A 20,964-nucleotide genomic window follows, 5' to 3' on the forward strand; every position below is an offset into this window, starting at 1 on the left:
AAGATCACCTCATCGGGCGACCTCGGCGTCCCGCCGGGCGGGCCCCGGCACCGCGCCGGAGAGAGCCCGTACGCCCGGACGGACGACCGCGTCCAGGAGCAGCGGCAGGCCGACCACCGGGAGCAGCCACAGCACCACGATCAGCCGGTCGCCCCAGATGTTGATGTCCGGGTGCCCCGCCTGGTTCAGCACCCCGGTGAGCGCCGCCGCCAGCAGAAAGGGCGCGAAGGCGCGGTGCCGCCGCAGCGCACCCCACCCGGACGCCAGCACGGCCGCCAGGAACAGCGGCTCCCACAGCTGCCGGCGCAGCCACTCGATCCAGAACGCGCTCTCCAGATGGAAGAACTCCGGCCACGGACGGGCCCGGTCGGGGCGGGAGAAGTGCCCGGTCAGGAGATCCTGGAGGCTCTCCGACTCGGAGGGATAGTGGAGCACCTTCGCGAGCAGCACGGTGCCGAGCGCCGCACAGCCGGCGACCACCCCGAGCGTCCGCAACGGCCCGTCCCAGCGCCGCCGGCGCACCAGGTCCAGCGCGCAGACGGCGGCCAGACACAGGCCGAGGAAGAGCGCCTGCGAGTGCTTGACCGTGAAGAGGACGGCAAGCGACCCGCCCACCAGCCAGGTCCCGGCCCGCGCCCGGCCCTCCAGGAGCAGCGCGCAGCCCCACAGCGCCGCCAGCGTGACCGTCATCATCAGGCCCTCGGTCATCGGGCGCATCGCCGTCGTCCCGCACGGCAGGACGTAGAAGAGCGCCTGACCGGTCAGGGCCGCGCCGGTGGAGGTGCGCAGGGTCCGCAGCACGAGGAACACGAGAACGCCCCCGGCCACCGTCACGAGCACACTCGACACCCACAGGCCCCACGTCACCCCGAGGACCGTGACGAACGGCACCAGCAGCACCGGATAGCCGGGCCGCACCTCGAAGATCCGCATGAAGCGGGGCGGCATGAACGGCACCGTGCGGCCGGCCGTCTGACCGGCCGCGAGCCGCGCGGACACCCCCCGCCACTCGGCACGACGGCACTCCTCGACCACCCGGCGCGTCGGACTGGCGCGGTGGAAGCGCACCACGTCGACGGCCTGGTTGCGGCGGGCGACCGACGCCCTGCTCGCGCACGCGTAGTCGATCGTCCGGGCAGCGGCCTCGTGCTTGCTGTCGCCGCTCAGACTCAGCGCGTACGACAGGTAGTTCTTGGTGTCGGGGGTGTCCCGGCCGGTGATGTTGGCGAGCTGGAGCACGGCGAAGACCGCGGCGATCACCATCACCCAGCCGCGCGGGGACCGCGGCCGGCGCAGCGCCCGCGACCAGGAACGCGGGGAGCTCACGAGGACGCGAGGACGTCGTGTCCCGCCTGCGCGGGAACCGCGACGGCCGGGGCAGGGACATCGGGCCGCTCGCCGAGCATCAGCGTCCGCACCACCCGCTCGGCGGCCCTCCCGTCGTCGAACTCGCAGAACCGCGCCCGGAATCCGGCCCGCAGCCGCGCCGACTCGGCGTCCCGCCAGGACCCCGACGCGAACAGCCACGCCAACTCCCGCTGGGTGCCCGCCACATGGCCCGGAGCGTCCGAGGTGACGTCGAAATAGACGCCCCGGCTCGCCGCGTACGCGCCCCAGTCGTCGGCGAGGAGCACGATCGGCCGGTCGAGGTTGGCGTAGTCGAACATCAGGGCCGAGTAGTCGGTGACCAGGGCGTCGGAGGCGAGCATCAGGTCCTCGACGGACGGCTCGTCCGTCGCGTCGACCAGGACTCCCCGCCGGTGCAGCTCGGCCAGGCCCATCCCGCGCGCCGGACCGTCCGCGAGCGAGGGATGCAGCCGTACGACCAGGGTGTGGCCGTCCCCGAGATCGTCCGCGAACCGGGCCAGGTCGAGCCGGTCGGCATGCCCGCCGCGCACGTAGTCGCGTCGCGTCGGCGCGTACAGCACCACCCGGTTCTCCGCCGGGATGCCGAGGCGGGCGCGGACCGCGGCCCCGGCCCCCTCCTCGGAGCGGGCCCGCACGAGGATGTCGTTGCGCGGGCTGCCGGTGCGCAGCGAGGTGAAATGGCAGGGGTAGGCGCGGTCCCAGACCAGCTCCGAATGCCGGTTCGCGACCAGGCTGTAGTCCCACCGGTCGGCGCGGCGCAGCATCTGCGGCACGTCGAAGCCCTGGCGGGCACCGGGCTTGTGCAGCAGGTCCGCGGCCATGAACTTCAGCGGAGTGCCCTGATGCGTGTGGATGTGGACGCTGCCGGGGCGCTTCACCAGGGAACCGGGCCAGTTGACGTTGTTCACGAAGTACGTGGCCCGCGCGGTCACCCGCCGATAGCGGGGCGAGTCGAGCAGGACGTGCTCGGTGCCGGGCGGCAGCAGCGCGGCCTGCTCCTCGTCGCGGACGACCCACACACCCCGGATGTGCGGCGCGAGTTCACGCGCGGCCGTGTACACGGCCGCCGGGTCGCCGAGGACCCCGCGGTGCGAGAACGCCGAGTACACCGCGAGGTTCGGGTCCAGCGGGCGGTGTTCGTGCAGCGTGGACCAGCCGCGCTTGACCCGCACGGTCGCCGCCCTGCGCACCTGCTGCCCGCGCCGGCTCAGCTCCCGTCCCGCCCGCACCGCCTGCCGCCGCAGCCGGTACCGCGTGAACCCGCCCTCCAGCACCCGCAGTTCGGGCGGCACGGGGCCGCTCCGGTGCTTGCGGAACAGCGCTGCCGTCAGCCGGAAGAACTCGGCCTTGTCACCCTCCGGCAGCCGGTCCGGCTTGGAGAGGATGTCGAGACAGTGCTCGCCCATCTTGTGGTGCAGGTAAGGGCGCCAGCTCGACAGCTCGGGCCGGGCGTCGACGAACGCGAAGACCCGCTCGTACTGGTCGTGGATGTCGAAGTGCTTGCGGCTGGTGGTGGACAGGATGTTGCCCTGCCTGCGCTGCCGGTAGGCGAGGCAGATCCGGTCCAGCGCGGCGATCCGCCGGGCGCTGAGCATCACCGGGAACGTCCACGGCGTGTCCTCGTAGTAGCCGGGCGGGAAGGCGAAGCCCTCCGTCTCGACGAACCCGCGCCGGTAGACCTTGTTCCACACCACCATCAACAGGTCGAGGATCTCGGGGTGTTCGGACGCCGAGAAGGTCCCCGCGCCGGCCTCCGCGAGCACCCGGGCGAGCACGTTCCTGCGGGTGCCGCCCCACCAGTAGGTGCGGGCGTAGTCGAAGACCAGCACGTCCGGGTCCGCGGTCTCCTCCAGCCGGTCGGCGACGGCGCGCAGCGCCCCCCGCGTGAGGGTGTCGTCGCTGTCGAGGAAGAACAGGTAGTCCCCGGTGGCCAGGGGCATGCCCGCGTTGCGCGCGCGGCCGAGCCCCACGTTCTCCGGCAGGTGCAGCACCCGCACGCGCGGGTCGCGGTCCGCGTACTCGTCGAGGATCGCTCCGCAGCCGTCCGGGGAGCAGTCGTCGACGGCGATCACCTCGAGGTCCGTGTACGACTGCTCCAGGACCGAGTCGAGACACTCGCGCAGAAAGCCCTGCACCTTGAAGACGGGGACGATGATGCTGAAGCGGGGCACGTCAGCTCCTTACGAGGGTGGACGCGGCGGGAGCCGGGCGGCGTTCGGCGAGCGGCAGGACGGGCGGGATCGCCTCGGGGGGTTCGCCCAGCAGCACCCTGCGGACGACCCGCTCGGCGGCCCTTCCGTCGTCGAACTGGCAGAACCGCTCGCGGAACCGGGCGCGCAGAGCCGTCGCCTCCGGGTCGGCGTACGAGCCGTCGGTGAAGAGCGCGGCCAGTTCCCCGGGGGTGCGCGCGACCCGGCCCGGCGGCTCCTCCATCACGTCGAAGTAGACGCCCCGCGTCTCCCGGTAGACCTCCCAGTCGTCCGCGTACACGACGACGGGGCGGTCCAGGTTGGCGTAGTCGAACATGATCGACGAGTAGTCCGTGATCAGCGCGTCCGCGGCCAGGCAGACGTCCTCGGAGGAGCGGTGCCCGGTCACGTCGATGATCCGCCCCGAGCCGCGCCCGCTGCCCTCGTCGTAGAAGTAGTGGGCCCGCAGCAGGACGACGAACTGGTCCCCGACCGCCTCGCAGAACGCCTCCAGGTCGAGGCGGGACTCGAAGCCGGTGCTGTGGTCGCGGTGGGTGGGGGCGTACAGCAGGGCCGTCCGCCCCTCGGGCACCCCGAGGCGCTCACGGACCCGTGCCACGTCCTCGGCGGTCGCCGTGCAGTACACGTCGTTGCGGGGATAGCCGTACTCCAGGGCCTCGTAGCCGCCGGGGAAGGCCCGCTCCCACATCTGGGTGGAGTGCCGGTTGGAGGAGAGGTTGTAGTCCCAGCGGTCCACCCGGGACAGCAGCTTGGTGAAGCTGCCGGTCGCCGCGGCCACCACCGGATACGTCGACTGGTCGACGCCCATCTTCTTCAGCGGGGTGCCGTGCTGCGTCTGGACGTGCACGGAGCCGGGCCGTTTGACCACCGCGTCCGCGAAGTTGGCGTTGTTCACCAGGTACTTGGCGCGGGCGAGCACCTCCCAGGAGCGCCGGCTGCCGATCACCGCGTGCTCGACGTCCTTCGGGACCGCGTCCACCGCGTCCGGTTCCACCAGGAACACCGAGCGGATGTGCGGGGCCAGTTCACGGGCCTTGGCGTGGATCGCGGCCGGGTTGCAGGCGTATCCGCGGCCCCAGTACGCGCAGTACACGGCGAGGTTCTCGTCGAGCGGGCGGCGCAGCTGGGCGGCGTAGAAGGCCCGGGTGCGCAGCATCCTCGGACGCGGGACCCGCCGGACCGCTCCGGCCGCGGCCCGGTTGGCGCCGCGCAGGGCGCGGAACGCGCTGTAGGCGCCCGTAGCGAGCAGCCGGTGCTGCACGCCGAGGCTGCCTCCCGGAACGCGGTAGCCGGCCGGACGGTGGCGCCGGTAGAGCCGCCCCGCCCGGCGGAAGAAGGCCCGGCGGCGGCGCGCCGGCACCCGGGTGGGATGCGCGGCCGTCTTCAGGACCAGGGTGAAGAGCTGGCCGAACAGCGCCTTGGACCGGGCGGCGGGCACGGTCTGCTCGGCCACCCGGGCCAGCACCCGCTCGACCTGGTCGAGGAGTTCGAAGTGGTGCTCGCCCGGGGCGTTGAGCCGGCTGCCCTGGCGGCGCAGATGGTGGCGCACGCAGACCGTGCGCAGCACGGCCGTCCGCTCGGCGGCCACCGTCACCAGCCCGCCCCAGCCGGCGTCGGTGAAATGCCCCTCCGGGAAGGTGAGTCCACGCTCGACGAGGAAGGCGCGACGGTAGGCCGCGCTCCATGCCGGGACGTGCACGCCGAGGACCTCGGGGGCCTTGTCGAGCGGCGGTGTGCTCGGCTCGCCCTCCCACCAGTGCACCCGCTGGTGCCCGAAGTAGAGGACGTCCACACCGGCCGGCAGTGCAGCGTCCAGCGCGGTGAGCGCACCCTGCGCCAGCTCGTCGTCACCGTCGAGGAAGAGGACGTAGGTGCCGGTCGCCGCCGCGATCCCGGCATTGCGGGCCCCGCTCAGGCCGCCCGAGGGCGGCGAGTGGACGGGCGCCACCCGGGGGTCGCGGGCGGCGTATCCGGCGGCGACCGCCGCGGCCGGTGAGTCCGGCTCGTCGCAGACCGGGATCAGCTCGACGTCGCCGAAGGACTGGGTGAGGACCGAGTCCAGCGCGTGGGACAGGCGCCCGGCGACTCCGAAGGTGGGCACGATGACGCTGAAGCGGGGCATTCTGTTCTTTCTCTCAAGGGGCGCCGAACGGGGGTTTCATCGCCCGGGGCGCCCGGTCGGCCGCCACGTGGTCGGCCGGGTGGGGGTGGGCCGCGACGGGCTGGAGGGCACGCGGACTCCGGTTCAGTGCTGTTCGGTCAGGGGGAGGGCACCGCCCGGCGCCGGAACGGCCGCGAGCGGCGCGGCGGCGGCGACCTCGGGCGGGGCGGAGGCCCCCGTGCGGGGAGGCGCCTCGACGGCCGAGGGGACCGGGTGCCGCTCCGCGAACGGGATGAAGGGCGGCAGCCCCGCCGTCTCCCCGAGCACCACCCGCCGCACCACCCGCTCGGCGGCGCGCCCGTCGTCGTACGGGCAGAACCGCTCGCGGAACGCGGCCCGCAGCTGCGAGGAGCGCGAGCCCCGCCAGTGGCCGGTCGCGAAGATGTCGATCAGTTCGTCCTCGCTGCGGGCGACCGCGCCGGGCGGGAAGGCGCGCAGGTCGAAGTAGGTGCCGCGGGCGGCCTCGTACGCCTCCCAGTCGTCGGCGTGGACGACGATCGGCCGGTCCAGGCCCGCGTAGTCGAACATCAGGGACGAGTAGTCGGTGACCAGCGCGTCCGAGGCGAGGCAGAGCGACTCCACGCTCGGATGGTCCGACACGTCGATGAGCCGGCCGGCCGGGGCGTCGGTGAGCGGCGCGCCGTAGCGGTGGTGGGCGCGGGTGAGGATCACGAACCGCGGCCCGAGCTGCCGCAGCACCCGCTCCAGGTCCAGGGTGCGGCGCTGGCCGCTCCGGTAGTCGCGGTACGTGGGCGCGTACAGCACGGCGACCGCGCCCTCGGGGATGCCGAGCGACGCGCGCAGCCGGGCCACGTCGGCCGAAGTCGCCTGCTGGAACACGTCGTTGCGCGGCATCCCGTACTCCAGCGTGTCGTACGAGGAGGGGAAGGCGCGTTCCCAGACCAGCGTGGAGTGGCGGTTGGCCGACAGGCAGTAGTCCCACGTGTCGGCGTCGCGCAGCAGCTCGGCGAAGTCCGTGCCGCGGGCGGCGGCCGGCCGGTCCTGGAGGTCGAGGCCCATGTGCTTGAGCGGTGTCCCGTGCTGCGTCTGGATCACGACCTGGCCGGGCCGCTTCACCAGACTCCGGTCGAAGTCGACGTTGTTCACGAGGTACTTGGAGCGGGCGAGGGCCGTCCAGTAGCCGGCGGTCCCGGGGCGCAGCCGGCCGGTGGCGGCGGGGATCGTGTGATGGTGTTCGAGGTCGGCGATCCAGGTGGTGCGGACGTGCGGCGCGTACGTGCGGAACGCCGACTCCAGGGCGCCCGGGTTGCAGCCGTGTCCGCGGCCCCCGTGGCTGGAGAACACCGCGCGGTCGGCGCGCAGCGGGAGCCGGAGCTGCACCCGGTAGTGGAGCCGGAGCGCCGCGGTCCGTGCCGAGCGCCGCAGGGCGCCGGTCAGCCGCACGGCTCTCTTCCGGGCCCGCGACAGGAGCGACAGCAGCCGGTAGGTGCGGTGCGTGCCGAACCTGACCAGGACGTGCCGCAGAGGCAGCCGCAGTCCGGCGGGGGAGCCCGGCACGCGGTAACGCCGGTAGTGGTCGCGGGCCTTGCGCAGGAACTCGGCCCGCGCGCCGCGCGGCAGCCGGTCCCGCTTCACGAACACCGTGGAGAAGTGGTCGACCATGCGGCGGAACAGCAGCGGACGCCACCGCTCCAGCTCCGGGTGCGCGGCGACGTGCGCGAACACCCGGTCGTACTGCGCGAAGACGTCGAAGTGCTTGCGGCTGCTGGTGCCGAGGATGCTGCCGTGCCGCCGCTGGCGGTAGTGCACGCACACCCGGTCGAGCGTGGCGATCGACTCGGCGGACATCATCGCCGGATAGGTCCACGGCGTGTCCTCGTAGTACCCGGGCGGGAAGGTGAGGCCCTCGCGCTCGACGAACTCCCGGCGGTACGCCTTGTTCCAGACCACCATCAGCAGCCGGAGCAGGCCCGGCCGTTCGTCGAGCCGGAAGGGTGCCGGGCCCTCCTCGGACAGCTCCGCCGCGAGCTGGTTCCGCCGGACCTCGCCCGACCAGTAGGTGCGGGCGTAGTCGTAGACCAGCACGTCCGGTTCGGCGGTCTCCTTCAGCCGGTCGGCGATCGCGTGCAGTGCGTCCGGGGTGAGGGTGTCGTCGCTGTCCAGGAAGAGCAGGTAGTCGCCGGTGGCGCGTTCGATCCCCGCGTTGCGGGCGCGGCCGAGTCCCACGTTCTCCGGCAGGTGCACCGCGAGGACCCGCGCGTCGCGGGCCGCGAACTCGTCGATGATCGAGCCGCACGCGTCGGGCGAACAGTCGTCCACCGCGATGAGTTCGAGATCCGGATACGACTGTTCGAGCACCGATTCGAGGCACTCGTGCAGGTACGCCTGAACCTTGAACGCGGGGACGATGACACTGAACCGGGGCACGGGACATCCATGGGTCGGCGCGGGCATACCTGCCCGGGAACGGCCGAAGGGGTGACTTGGTTACGCCAGATGTGGCATACGGGGGATGTCCGGTGAACGGCGAGGGGCGGGCCGGTGTCCGGCCCGCCCCTCAAGTGCTCGTGCAGCCTGCTTATTTGACCGCGCCGGCCATCACGCCGGACACGAACTGCCGCTGGAACGCGAAGAACACGGCGAGCGGGATCACCATCGAGATGAAGGCGCCGGGCGCCAGCACGTCGATGTTGTTGCCGAACTGGCGTACCTGCGTCTGGAGGGCGACCGTGATCGGCTGGCTGCCCGAGTCGGAGAACACCAGCGCGACCAGCATGTCGTTCCACACCCACAGGAACTGGAAGATCCCCAGCGAGGCGATGGCGGGCCCGCCGAGCGGCATCACGACCCGGGCGAACAGCCGCAGTTCACCCGCGCCGTCCAGCCGGGCCGCCTCCAGCAGCTCCCGGGGTATCTCCGCGAAGAAGTTCCGCAGCAGGAACACCGCGAACGGCAGTCCGTACCCGACGTGGAAGAGGACCACGCCGATGATGGAACCGAAGATGCCGATCTTCCCGAAGAGTTCGGCGATCGGGAGCAGCGCCACCTGCACCGGCACCACCAGCAGGCCGACCACGCCGAGGAACCACCAGTCGCGGCCGGGGAACTCCATCCAGGCGAAGGCGTAGCCCGCCAGCGAGCCGATCACCACCACGAGGAGCGTCGCCGGCACGGTGATCAGCACCGTGTTGAGCAGCGAGTTGGTGATGTCGCTGTTCTCCAGGAGCTTCTGGTAGCTGTCCAGGGTGAGCTGCGAGGGCGTGGTGAAGACCTTCCACCAGCCGGTCGCGCTCATGTCCTCCGGCTTGCGCAACGAGGAGAGCAGCAGCCCGAGCGTCGGCACCAGCCAGAACAGGCCGACCAGGAGCAGGAAGACGCGCAGGACGCCGCCGCTGACGGCGCCCGCGATCCGTGAACCGAGCGACCGCCGGGCCGTCTTCGCCTCGGGTGCCGACGCCGTGTTCGTGAGACTTCCGGCATGGGCCGTCATCGCCGCACCTCCCGCCTGAGCCTGCGGACATTGAAGAGCATCACCGGGATCACCAGCAGCAGCAGGAACACCGCGATGGCGCTCGCGATGCCCGGCTGGCCCTCGGCGAACCCCTTCCGGTACAGCTCCAGGGCCAGCACGTTCGCGTCGTCCTGGGAGGAGCCCGGAGCGATGATGAAGACCAGGTCGAACACCTTCAGCACGTTGATCATCAGCGTCACGGCGACCACCGAGAGGACCGGCGCGAGCAGCGGCACCGTGATCCGGCGGAACACCTGCCACTCGTTCGCCCCGTCGACCCGGGCCGCCTCCAGGAGCTCACGCGGCATGCCCGCGAGCCCCGCGGCGATCAGCACCATCGCGAAGCCCGCCCACATCCAGATGTACGAGCCGATGATGGCGGGCGTGACCAGTGACGGGCCGAGCCAGTCGAGGCCGTTGTACGGCTCCTTGAAGTTGTCCGCCGGGAGCCGCAGCAGCGCCCCGTCGGCCTTGTCCGAGAGGGTGAACGTGCCGTCGCCGCCGACCGTCGTCGAGTCGACGACCTTGCCGTCCTTGACCGCCTCGATCCGCATCCCGGAGTAGCCCAGCTCGCTCGGGTCGACCTGGCCGAGCTTCCCCACGCCCTTGCCGCGGGTGAAGTCCTGCCAGGCGGTGCCGGTGACCTTGCCGGGGTCCGTGCTCGCCCGCACCGCCTTCTTGGCGCTGTCCGGCATCTGGTCCGGGGCGACACCCACCAGCGGCAGGGACACGGACTGTCCGGCCCGCACGGCGTCCCGGGTGACGAAGCCGCCCCCGTCGGCCTTCAGGGGCGACTCCCGGCCGAGGTGGGCCTTCGGGAACGCCGACGACGAGGCGAAGGTGTCGTGCACCCCCACCCACACCGCGTTCGCGATGCCCTTCTCCGGGTCCTGGTCGTACACCAGCCGGAAGATGATGCCGGAGGCGAGCATCGAGATCGCCATCGGCATGAAGACGACCAGCTTGAACGCCGTTCCCCAGCTCACCCGTTCGGTGAGCACCGCGAAGATCAGGCCCAGCGCGGTCGCGACCGTCGGGGCGAACACCACCCAGATGATGTTGTTCTTCAGCGCGGTGCGGATGCCGTCGTCGCTGAACAGCGCCTTGTAGTTGTCGATCCCCGCGAAACCGTCGCCCGACTGGTCGTAGAAACTGCGCACGACCGAGTACCCGATCGGGTAGACCACGAGCGCGCCGAGCAGCACCAGGGCGGGCAGCAGGAAGAGCGCTGCCACGGTCCTGCGGGTGCCGGTCACGCTCTTGCGCTTACGGGCCGGGGGCACCGGTGCGGTGCCCCCGGCCGTTGCCGACGTCATCGCCGGATCAGCCCTTGTAGGCCGCTGCGGCGTCGGCTTCGAGCTTCTTCTGGGCGCCCGCGACGTCCTTCGGGTTCTTCAGGAAGTCCTGGAGGTCCTTCCACTCGCCCTTGCCGGGCGTACCGCCGAACGACTGCGGGGCCTGGTCGGACATGTCGAAGCGGAAGTCGTCACCGGCCGCGACCAGCGCCTTGGCCATCTTCTGCTGGACCGCGTTGGGGTAGGCCGACAGCGCCACGCTCTTGTTCGGCGACAGATAGCCGCCGAGCTTCGCCTGGATGGTCGCCGCGTCGGGCGAGGCCAGGAAGGTGACGAGCGCCTGGGCCGGCTTGGAGTCCTTCAGGACGACCGCGGCGTCGCCACCGCTGACCACCGGCGGCTTGGCACCGACCGCCGGGAAGGGGAACACCTTCGCGTCCGTGCCGATCTTCGCCTTGGTCTCCGCGATGTTGACGGCCACGAAGTCGCCCTCGAAGACCATGCCCGCCTTCGGCTGGTCGCCACCGGTGAACGTCTGCGTCACCGACGCCGGGAACTCCGTCTGGAGCGCGCCGTCCGGGCCGCCCGCGATGAGGTTCTTGTCGCCCCAGATCTGGGCGAGCGTGGTCAGCGCGTCCTTCACGGACGGGTCCGTCCACTTGATCTTGTGCTGGGCGAGCTGGTCGTACTTCTCCGGGCCCGCCTGGGAGAGGTAGATGTTCTCGAACCAGTCGGTGAGCGTCCAGCCGTCCGCGCCGCCCACCGACACGGGGGTGACACCGGAGTCGTAGACGGTCTGCGCGGTGGTCAGGAAGTCCTTCCAGGTCTTCGGCTCCTTGGCGCCCGCGTTCTCGAAGACCTTCGCGTTGTACCAGACCAGCGACTTGTTGGCGGCCTTGTAGTAGACGCCGTACTGCTTGCCGTCGACCTTGCCGAGGTCCTGCCACCCCTGCGCGTAGTTCTTCGCCAACTGCGCCTGGGCCTCGGGTCCGACGGGCTTGGCCCACTTCTTGTCGACGGCCTGCTTGATGGCGCCGACCTGGGGGAGCATCGCGACGTCCGGCGGCGCGCCACCGGCGATCTTCGAGCCGAGGAAGTTGATGATCGGGTCCTGCGCGGGTACGAACGTGACCTTCGCGCCCGTCCGCTTCTCGAACTCCGCCAGCACCTTCTTGAAGTTGGCCTGTTCGGCGCCGGTCCAGACGGCGGCGACCTCCAGGGTGTCGCCGTCGAGCTTGGGCAGGGTCACGGAGCCGGTGTCACCGCTCGCGGTGGCCTTGCCGCCGTCGGTTCCCTTGTCCTTGCTGTCGTTGTCGCCGCCGCACGCGGTGAGCGTGAGCGCCCCCGCGACGAGCGCGGCAGCGGCGGCCTGCGCGGTCCTGCGTGAGCGGTGCGTGGCGTGATCGGTCGACCTGCGTGTACGAAGAGTGCTGCGCATCAGTGCCCCGTTCTCCGTTCTGCGTTCCTCGTTGAACGTCCGAACAGCTGTCCCGTGCGCTCCGGTCTACGCCTGGTCGCTCGAGGGCGGCAAGAGCGCCGGTACTGTCAAGTGAGCGATCGTGATTGGGTCGTGACGTCGGGCACCCCTGCGCGCGACCCGAACAGACCTCGCGAACAGGGCACTTGAGGCGGGTTCCCCGCTCCGGAAGCGTCGCTCAGGATCGGCCCGGGGCCGGACCGATCCCTCGGATCCACTACAGCAGCGACGGCACCTCGGCGGCGGAGACGGAACGTGCCGCGCGCTCCAGCGCGCTGGCGAGCAGGGCCAGGTCCGTCGGGCCGTTCCCCAGCTCGCGGACGGGGCGGCGGGCCGGCGGGTCGCCCATCCGATGCCACTCCAGGGGGACGACCGTGGGGCGCAGTGTCGCCGTGCGGGGGATGCGTCCGGTGACCCGGCCGCCCTGGAAGGGCGTTTCCCGCCCGTCCCGGCGCAGCAGACGGCCCCGCCCGGGGGAGGGCTCGTCCGGTCCCGGCGACGGCGCGTCCAGGGCGACGCGCAGCGCGGCGGACCGCGCCAGCTCCGACCCCGCCGTACGGCCGTCCACCGCGGACGCCGCCACGAGGTGCACCCCGAGCCGGTCGCCCTCGCGGGCCACGGCCTCCAGCGCCCGCACGACCGAACCGGCCGCCGGACGTCCCGGGGACCCCAACGGCGGTGACAGCAGGGCGTCCAGGTCGTCGACGACCACGACCAGGCGGGCCAGCGGCGGACCCGGCTCGGTCTGCCGGCGGGCCGCGGCGGGCCGCAGCCGCAGCGTCGAGCTGGACGGTGTGTCGAGGTCGGCGGCGCCGGTCGACGGCCTGGTGCCCGCCGACGGGCCGGGCGCGCGCTGGGCGACCAGCCGGCCGGACACCGCCTGCCCGGTGTGCCACTCGCCGAAGCCGAGCCGGCCGAGCAGCTCCGAACGCCGCTTCAGCTCCGCGCTCAGGGACTGCGCGAACTCCCGCATGCGAACGGGGTCGTTGGTCGTCAGATGAGTGGTGACGTGCGGCAGGTCGGTGCAGACCTGGAGGCCCTCACCGGCGGCCGCCGTGCCGTGCCCGCCCGTGCCGTCCCGGCCCTCCATCAGGACGATGCCGAGCCGGTCGGGCCGCTCGGCGGCGGCGAGGGACGCGGCGACCGAGCGCAGCAGCTCCGTGCGGCCGCTGCCCGGCGGGCCTTCGATCAGCAGGTGCGGGCCCTCGACATGGAGGTCGACGGCCACGGGGCCGCGCGGGCCCGCGCCGAGGACGGCCCTGGCCCGTCCGCCGAGCGCCTCCGTGTCGTCCGCGGCGTCCGCCCAACGCGCCATCAGGGAGGCGGGGGTGGCGCGCGCGAGGCCCAACTCGTCGAGCAGGCGGGCCGCTTGGGGCAGGGGGGCGGACACGCGGGTGTGCCGGTCGCCCTGTGCGCCGTCCGTCCGCAGCGGTGCGAGCGCCCGCGCGAACCGCTCGGCCCAGGCGAGCGACACGGCGTCCACCGCGGCGACGGTGCCGTGACCGACGGGACCGCGCGCCGGCCGGCCCGCGGTGCCGGGGGAGGTGCGGCCGGGGTGCGACGAGGACGATCCGGCGCCGGACCCGGATCCTCGTCCGGCTCCCGGATGCGGGATGCCCAGGTGCGTCGATCCGTCGTGGCGCGACGAGGCGGCCGACGGCCCGGTGTGCGCGGCGCCGGAACGCGGTGACGGCACCGGCGGCCCGGTGCGCTCCGACCCACCGTCGTGGAACGGGCCGTCGTCCGGTGCCCCGGTCCGGGGAGTCCCGCCGGGGACGGGATCGCCGGTACCGCCCGGCGCCACCCGCAGCAGCCGCAGTGCCGTGGCCACGTCCCCGCTGAGCAGGGCCACCGCCCCGCAGGCACGGAACGCGGGCACGACGGCGCATGCCGCCTCGTACGTCTCCGTCACCGGGGACGCGGGGGACGCTGCGGCCGTCTCGGCGAGACACACCACGTGGATACCGGCCCGCGGGCCCTCGTGCGTGAGGCGCAGGACGGCCTCCCGGACGTCCGCGCCACCGGGGTCGCCGTCCACGACGACCACCGTGTACGGGCCGTCGAAGCCGGTGTCCGGTCCGGAGCCGGTGTCCGGTCCGCTCCCGTCGCGCGCCCAGGAGGGCCGGTGTGCCGCACCGCGCGCGGGGTCGCCGGTGCCGGGTCCGTCGTGTCCGCCGCTGTCGTGCCGCTCCGCGCGCCGGGCGGCCGGGACGGAGCCACCGTCGCCGCCGGGGCGGGTGCCCCGCCGGCCCGGTCCGCCGTCCGTCTCCGCGAGGTGGTCCTCCAGGCGGCGCAGGAGTTCGTCGGTGCGCGCCGCCGCCTGTTCGCGGTCGTACGCGAGGAGGAGACGGCAGTCCTGCCCGTGGGTGGGACGCAGATGGGGGAGCCAGCCGAGCCAGGACCACTCGGCGCTGCGCTCCTGCACGGACCGGGCCCGGTCGGCGCTGATGAGGACGATTTCCAGCGCGTCGGGGGAGTGCAGCGTGGCGAGCTGGGCGACGACCGCGCGGGCCAGCCCCGCCAGCCGGGCCCTCGGTCCCGCGAGGCCCAGGGAACCGACCTCTCGGAGTCCCGTGGTCACCGGCACGGCGGGCAGCGCGCCCGCGCCGCCCGGGGTCGTCCGGTCGGTCGTGCCGAGCCGCACGGTCAGGGCCTCCGGGTGACCGGGGCCGCGCTCCCAGAGCCGGGGGCCCGGGCCGAGGGCGGTGAGCAGCAGCGCCGCCGGGTCGGGCCAGGTCTCGGGCGAGCGGTGCACGGCGGTCGGCAGGTCCCGCACCACGAGCGCTCCGTCGTCCCACGTCTCGGGCGCCGCGCCCTCCGGTCCGCCGCGGCTTCCGGTCAGCCGGCGGGCCCAGGCGCCGAGACCGCCGCGCCTGCGCATCCCCGCCGGAACGTCCGTGCCGCGCATCGGCGTGCCCTTGCGGGCGCCCGGGATGCCCGGTCCGGCGCCGAAGGTGTCCTCGGGCTCTCCTTCGGGCCATTCCCCGGTGGTCCCCGTGTGGCCGCCGCTCCCGCCGGGGCGTCCCCGCGCCCCCGCGGAGGCGCCGCCGCGCGGGCCGCCTTCGATCCGCGGTGCTCCGCCCTGCTCCGGCACGACGGGCGGCTCCGACCCCCCGTACCGCCCGTACTCCCCGGTTCCGGGGACCCCGTCCGCGGAGGCCCCCCACTCGGAGGTGCCGTAGGTGTGGTGGGTCGCGTCCGCGGGAGGCAGGGAGCCTCCCTGGAAGAGGGAGGCGCTGTCCCCGCGCGCGTGGGGGACCGCTCCGTGCGGCTGCCGGTCGTCCGGGGAGGCGCTCGGCGACGGGGCGGACGAGGGGAGCGGTCCGGCGGAGCCGCCGTCCGGGGCGTCGCGCGGGGCGCCCGCCGACACCCGGACGTGCCCTTCGCCGTCCGGGGCCGTCGCCAACGCGCCCGGGCCGCCGGGCGGGGCGAGGCGCAGGGCCGACTCGCCGACGCGCAGCAGGGCGCCCTCGGTGAAGCGGACGGGACGCTCGCCCACGCGGGCGCCGTCCAGCGTCGTGCCGTTCGTGGAGCCGGTGTCGGCGACCGAGACCCGGCCGTCCGGAGTGACCGTGACGGCGCAGTGCAGACGGGAGACGTCCGGGTCGTCCAGGGGTACGTCCGCCCGGGCGGAGCGGCCCACGTGGATCTGGCCGCCGTGCAGCAGATGGACCCCGCCCGCGTCGGGACCGGCGACCACATGGAGCTGGGCCGAGACGTCGTCCAGGTCGGGGCCCGGTTCGGCGGGCGCGCCCAGGCAGAGCACTGCGCCGTCCGTCAGGGGTGGCTCACCGAGGGTGCAGCGCTGGGCGTCGAGCCGCTCCGCGCCCGCGTACAGCACGATCTGGCCGCCACCGGGCTCTCGGCCCCGCTCGCCCTGGCCGGTGCCCCCGCTCCCCCCGACCGCCGAGGCCAGCCCCGACGCGACCGCGGCCAGCGCCGTCCCGGCGGGCGCGGTCACCAGCACATCGCAGGCCGCGGCGCGCCCCCGCGGCTCCGAGGGCGGGCCCAACGGGTCTACGACGGTCAGCCGGATCTGCATCGCCGTCAGGGGTCCCTTCCGCGCAGGTGCCCGCGACGAGGACGAGGCTGTGCTGCGGTCCCCCACCGCAGAAATCCCCCACCGCACACGGGCACGTCGGCCAGTACTGGAGGCATCCTCGCACCTGCCACTGACAACACGCCCGCCCCCCACCCGTAAGTGATCTTGATTGGTCGGCTCTGCCCGTAAAAGTGCCTGACCGGTAGCCGGCGGGTGTCCGCTTGAGATCGGTCACGTCCGGCTTCCGGCAACCAAGCGACCGGACCGAGCGTCTTTCCATCGAACATGCACGGGTAGCCGCACGTATGCGCTTATGCAGACCACAGGCGCGCGGGGGACCTATGGGCAAGCACACGACGAGAGCAGCCCGGTGCCCGGGAAGGCGGCACTACAGTGGGTCGGAAACCTGTACCACGGTGACCACGGTGGACGGACCAGGCAAGCAAGCAACAGGGAGCGCATGACGTGCGGCCGGTAGGGAGCAAGTACCTCCTTGAGGAGCCGCTGGGGCGCGGCGCCACAGGCACGGTCTGGCGCGCCAGCCAGCGGGAGACCGCGGGCGCCGAGGCCGCCGTCGCGGGCCAGCCCGGCGAGACCGTGGCGATCAAGGTCCTGAAGGAGGAGCTCGCCAGCGACGCCGACATCGTGATGCGGTTCCTGCGCGAGCGGTCGGTGCTGCTGCGCCTGACCCACCCCAACATCGTGCGCGTACGGGACCTCGTCGTCGAGGGCGACCTGCTCGCGCTCGTCATGGACCTGGTCGACGGACCCGACCTGCACCGCTACCTGCGCGAGAACGGGCCGTTCTCGCCCGTCGCCGCCTCCCTGCTGACGGCCCAGGTCGCCGACGCGCTCGCCGCCAGCCATGCCGACGGCGTCGTGCACCGCGACCTGAAGCCGGCGAACGTCCTGCTCAAGCAGGACGCCGGCGGGATGCACCCGATGCTCACCGACTTCGGCATCGCCCGCCTCGCCGACTCCCCGGGCCTGACCCGCACCCACGAGTTCGTCGGCACGCCCGCGTACGTCGCGCCGGAGTCCGCCGAAGGACGCCCGCAGACGTCCGCCGTCGACATCTACGGCGCGGGCATCCTGCTGTACGAGCTGGTCACCGGCCGCCCGCCGTTCTCCGGCGGGTCCGCCCTCGAAGTGCTGCACCAGCACCTCAGCGCCGAACCGCGCCGCCCCTCGACCGTCCCGGACCCGCTGTGGACGGTCATAGAGCGCTGCCTGCGCAAGAACCCGGACGAGCGGCCCAGCGCCGAGAACCTCGCGCGCGGACTGCGGGCCGTCGCCGCGGGCGTCGGCGTGCACGCGACCCCCGCGCAGATCGCCGCGGCCGACGGCGTGGGCGCCCTCCTCGCGCCCGACCCGTCCCCGGCGACCGTCCCGAACATGCCGGGTGCCGCCGACCCCACGCAGGTGCTCCCGCACAACGCGGGCTCCTACGACCCGTACGGCGCCACCAGCGTGCTGCCGCACACCTCCGGCGACGCCGACCCCACCTCCGTCCTGCCGACCCGCGGCGCGGCCGACCCGACCGCGGTCCTGCCGCCCGTGCCCCCGAACCAGCCGGGCGGCGGCCAGGGAGAGGACCCGCACCCCTGGCAGAACCAGCTCCGCGCGGCCCGCGACCGCAACGACCAGACGCAGGTCCAGTACCTCGACCCGAACGAGGACCCGCTGCGCCGCCGTCCCCAGCGACAGGTGGCCCGGCCGCAGCAGCAGCCCCAGCAACCCCAGCAGCAGCGACCGCAGCGCGGCCGGCAGCAGCAGCAGCAGGGCTACGGCTACCCGCAGCAGCAGGACCCGCAGCAGTACGCGCCGCGTCACCAGCAACAGCAGCCGCAGCGCTACGCCCCGGCTCCCCAGCAGCAGCCCCAGCCGCAGCGCTACGCCGAGCCGCAGCAGCCCGCGCCGCGTCCCGCGCGTGAACCCCGTCAGCGCAGCGCCAACCCCATGAAGATCCCGGGGCTCGGCTGCCTGAAGGGCTGTCTGTTCACCATCGTCATCCTCTTCGTGGCCGGCTGGCTGGTGTGGGAGTTCAGCCCCCTCCAGGACTGGATCGGCAGCACGAAGGGCTACTGGGCCCAGCTCAGCGACTGGTTCGACACGGTCAGCGGATGGGTCGGCGACCTCGGCGGAAGCGGCTCCTCGGGCAACTGACCCTGTGGATTTGTCGATATCTGACGGGTGATTTCCGCCTCGGGAGTGAAGGTTGGCTCCTCGGACGCGTACTTTTAGCGACAACACGCGTCTGTAGGAGCAGTCTTGGCACGCAAGATCGGCAGCCGGTACACCGCGAACCAGATCCTGGGGCGGGGGAGCGCCGGCACGGTGTGGCTGGGCGAGGGACCCGAGGGTCCCGTCGCCATCAAGCTGCTGCGCGAGGACCTGGCGTCCGACCAGGAGCTCGTGGGGCGCTTCGTGCAGGAGCGCACCGCCCTGCTCGGTCTCGACGACCCCCACGTGGTGGCGGTCCGTGACCTGGTCGTCGACGGCAACGACCTCGCCCTCGTCATGGACCTCGTCCGCGGCACCGACCTGCGCACCCGGCTCGACCGGGAGCGCAGGCTCGCCCCCGAGTCGGCCGTCGCGATCGTCGCCGACGTCGCCGACGGGCTGGCCGCCGCGCACGCCGCCGGTGTCGTCCACCGCGACGTGAAGCCCGAGAACGTCCTGCTCGACATGCAGGGTCCGCTCGGCCCGGGCGGATCCCACCCCGCCCTCCTCACCGACTTCGGTGTGGCCAAGCTCATCGACTCCCCGCGCCGCACCCGGGCCACGAAGATCATCGGCACCCCGGACTACCTGGCCCCCGAGATCATCGAGGGACTGCCGCCGCGCGCCGCCGTCGACATCTACGCCCTGGCCACCGTGCTCTACGAGCTGCTCGCCGGGTTCACGCCCTTCGGCGGCGGCCATCCCGGCGCCGTCCTGCGCCGCCACGTCACGGAGACCGTCGTCCCGCTCCCCGGCATCCCGGACGAGCTGTGGCAGCTCATCGTGCAGTGCCTCGCCAAGGCGCCCGCCTCCCGGCTGCGCGCTTCCGAGCTGGGAGCCCGGCTCCGGGAGCAGCTGCCGCTGCTGGCCGGGATGCCGCCGCTGGACGTGGACTCGCCGGACGCGGAGGGCGAGGAGGCGGACGAGGAGCGCCAGGAGAACGACGAGAGCGCGGAGCCGGCGGAGCCCGCCGCGGAGCGGGTGCGGCGCGGGGCCGTGCCGCTGGTGCCGGGGGCCGCGCCCGACTCGAACCGCGACACCCACACCTCGATGCGGGTGCCGGCGCCCGACGAACTGGCCGGCGGCGCCCGCGGCACCGCGCGGGCGCCCCGGGCCGCCGGCGCCCCCAGGCCCGGGTCCGCACGGCACCGTGCCTCCGCCCGGCGGCGGCGGATCACGCTGGGGGCCGCGGCGGTCGCGCTCGTCGCCGCGGTGGGGGTCGGCACCTGGCTCGCGACCTCCGGCGACGACGCCGGCGCGAACCCCCAGGACACCAAGAACTCGGCCCCGTCGTCCCCGTGAACCCGGTGTGAGGCCCCGGGTGTGAGACCCCGGGCGGGAGCCTTTCGCCCCCCTCCGCCCCCACCCGTCCCGTCCCTGAGGGCTGCGCCCCCGGACCCCCGCTTCGGCCCGGACGGCCTCGCCCTCGATCGCCGGACCGGCTGGACCCCCGGGGGACGAGGGCGGGCCCGGTTGTCGTAGCCGTTACGCTGGAGGCGTGGCAGTCGTCGATGTATCCGAAGAGCTCAAGTCCCTCTCCTCGACCATGGAGTCGATCGAGGCCGTCCTGGACCTCGACAAGCTGAGGGCAGATGTCGCCGTGCTCGAGGAGCAGGCGGCCGCGCCGTCCCTGTGGGACGACCCCGACGAGGCGCAGAAGATCACCAGCAAGCTGAGCCACCTCCAGGCGGAGGTCAGGAAGGCCGAGGCGCTCCGCGGACGCATCGACGATCTGAGTGTGCTCTTCGAGATGGCCGAGGAGGAGGACGACCCGGACACCCGCGCCGAGGCCGAGACCGAGCTCACGGCCGTCAAGAAGGCGCTGGACGAGATGGAGGTCCGCACCCTCCTGTCCGGCGAGTACGACTCCCGCGAGGCCGTCGTCACCATCCGCGCCGAGGCCGGCGGCGTCGACGCCTCCGACTTCGCCGAGAAGCTCCAGCGCATGTACCTGCGCTGGGCGGAGCGCCACGGCTACAAGACGGAGCTGTACGAGACCTCGTACGCGGAAGAGGCGGGCATCAAGTCCACCACCTTCGCCGTCCACGTCCCGTACGCCTACGGCACGCTCTCCGTCGAGCAGGGCACCCACCGTCTCGTGCGCATCTCTCCCTTCGACAACCAGGGGCGTCGCCAGACCTCGTTCGCCGGTGTCGAGATCCTGCCCGTCGTCGAGCAGACCGACCACATCGAGATCGACGAGTCGGAACTGCGCATCGACGTGTACCGCTCGTCCGGTCCGGGCGGCCAGGGCGTCAACACCACGGACTCCGCGGTGCGCCTGACCCACCTGCCCACCGGCATCGTCGTCTCCTGCCAGAACGAGCGGTCGCAGATCCAGAACAAGGCCTCGGCGATGAACGTGCTGCAGGCCAAGCTGCTGGAGCGGCGCCGCCAGGAGGAGCAGGCCAGGATGGACGCCCTCAAGGGCGACGGCGGCAACTCCTGGGGCAACCAGATGCGTTCGTACGTCCTGCACCCGTACCAGATGGTCAAGGACCTCCGCACCGAGTTCGAAGTCGGCAACCCCGAGGCCGTGTTCGGTGGCGAGATCGACGGCTTCCTGGAGGCCGGAATTCGCTGGCGCAAGCAGCAGGAGAAGTAACCCGCGCGAACGGCCGCGCCGGGGACGGGAATTCCCGACCCGCTGCGGCGGCCGCTTTGTCGACAAGGCAACTGCCGTCCACCGGACGGCAGTTGCCTTTGTTGTGGGGGT

General features: G+C 73.1%; 11 protein-coding genes. 3 read left to right on the forward strand and 8 right to left on the reverse strand.

All coding sequences use genetic code 11. The annotated features are described in order from the left end of the window. Positions 1–9: 9 nt before the first annotated feature. From OG406_RS24355 to OG406_RS24390, 8 genes are all read right to left on the reverse strand, one after another. Complete coding sequence (locus tag OG406_RS24355; RefSeq protein WP_267051637.1) at positions 10–1,263, reverse strand: hypothetical protein; 1,254 nt, start codon at positions 1,261–1,263, stop codon at positions 10–12. A gap of 59 nt (positions 1,264–1,322) precedes the next feature. Continuing rightward, complete coding sequence (locus tag OG406_RS24360; protein WP_329187751.1) at positions 1,323–3,539, reverse strand: bifunctional glycosyltransferase/CDP-glycerol:glycerophosphate glycerophosphotransferase; 2,217 nt, start codon at positions 3,537–3,539, stop codon at positions 1,323–1,325. Between the two features lies 1 nt (position 3,540). Then, positions 3,541–5,700 carry a bifunctional glycosyltransferase/CDP-glycerol:glycerophosphate glycerophosphotransferase gene (locus tag OG406_RS24365; protein ID WP_164374093.1) on the reverse strand — a complete coding sequence of 720 codons (2,160 nt, stop codon included), beginning with the start codon at positions 5,698–5,700 and terminating at the stop codon, positions 3,541–3,543. A 123-nt stretch (positions 5,701–5,823) separates the two neighbouring features. Then, positions 5,824–8,127 carry a bifunctional glycosyltransferase/CDP-glycerol:glycerophosphate glycerophosphotransferase gene (locus OG406_RS24370; RefSeq protein WP_329187753.1) on the reverse strand — a complete coding sequence of 768 codons (2,304 nt, stop codon included), beginning with the start codon at positions 8,125–8,127 and terminating at the stop codon, positions 5,824–5,826. 151 nt (positions 8,128–8,278) lie between these two features. After that, positions 8,279–9,190: a carbohydrate ABC transporter permease gene (locus OG406_RS24375; protein WP_164374095.1), complete on the reverse strand. Its 912-nt coding sequence runs from the start codon at positions 9,188–9,190 to the stop codon at positions 8,279–8,281. Further along, positions 9,187–10,527, reverse strand: a complete 1,341-nt coding sequence (locus tag OG406_RS24380) for a carbohydrate ABC transporter permease (RefSeq protein WP_203661095.1) — start codon at positions 10,525–10,527, stop codon at positions 9,187–9,189. Before OG406_RS24380 ends, OG406_RS24375 begins: the two co-directional genes overlap by 4 nt. A gap of 7 nt (positions 10,528–10,534) precedes the next feature. After that, positions 10,535–11,944 carry an ABC transporter substrate-binding protein gene (locus OG406_RS24385; RefSeq protein ID WP_329187756.1) on the reverse strand — a complete coding sequence of 470 codons (1,410 nt, stop codon included), beginning with the start codon at positions 11,942–11,944 and terminating at the stop codon, positions 10,535–10,537. A gap of 256 nt (positions 11,945–12,200) precedes the next feature. Then, the gene (locus OG406_RS24390; RefSeq protein ID WP_329187758.1) at positions 12,201–16,025 is read right to left on the reverse strand and encodes an FHA domain-containing protein; all 3,825 of its coding nucleotides are present in this window, start codon (positions 16,023–16,025) and stop codon (positions 12,201–12,203) included. 465 nt (positions 16,026–16,490) lie between these two features. Here OG406_RS24390 and OG406_RS24395 point away from each other — a divergent pair, with 465 nt between their 5' ends. The 3 genes from OG406_RS24395 (at position 16,491) to prfB (ending at position 20,853) form a co-directional block, all read left to right on the forward strand. Beyond that, positions 16,491–18,191 (forward strand): serine/threonine-protein kinase, encoded by a 1,701-nt coding sequence (locus OG406_RS24395; RefSeq protein ID WP_266848172.1) that lies wholly within the window; start codon positions 16,491–16,493, stop codon positions 18,189–18,191. A gap of 105 nt (positions 18,192–18,296) precedes the next feature. Next, complete coding sequence (locus OG406_RS24400; RefSeq protein WP_266614179.1) at positions 18,297–19,550, forward strand: serine/threonine-protein kinase; 1,254 nt, start codon at positions 18,297–18,299, stop codon at positions 19,548–19,550. A gap of 196 nt (positions 19,551–19,746) precedes the next feature. Then, positions 19,747–20,853 carry a peptide chain release factor 2 gene (prfB, locus tag OG406_RS24405; protein ID WP_081217594.1) on the forward strand — a complete coding sequence of 369 codons (1,107 nt, stop codon included), beginning with the start codon at positions 19,747–19,749 and terminating at the stop codon, positions 20,851–20,853. The last annotated feature ends 111 nt before the right edge of the window (positions 20,854–20,964 follow it).

It is taken from the genome of Streptomyces sp. NBC_01428, assembly GCF_036231965.1.
In the GTDB taxonomy this organism is placed as follows: Bacteria; Actinomycetota; Actinomycetes; order Streptomycetales; family Streptomycetaceae; genus Streptomyces.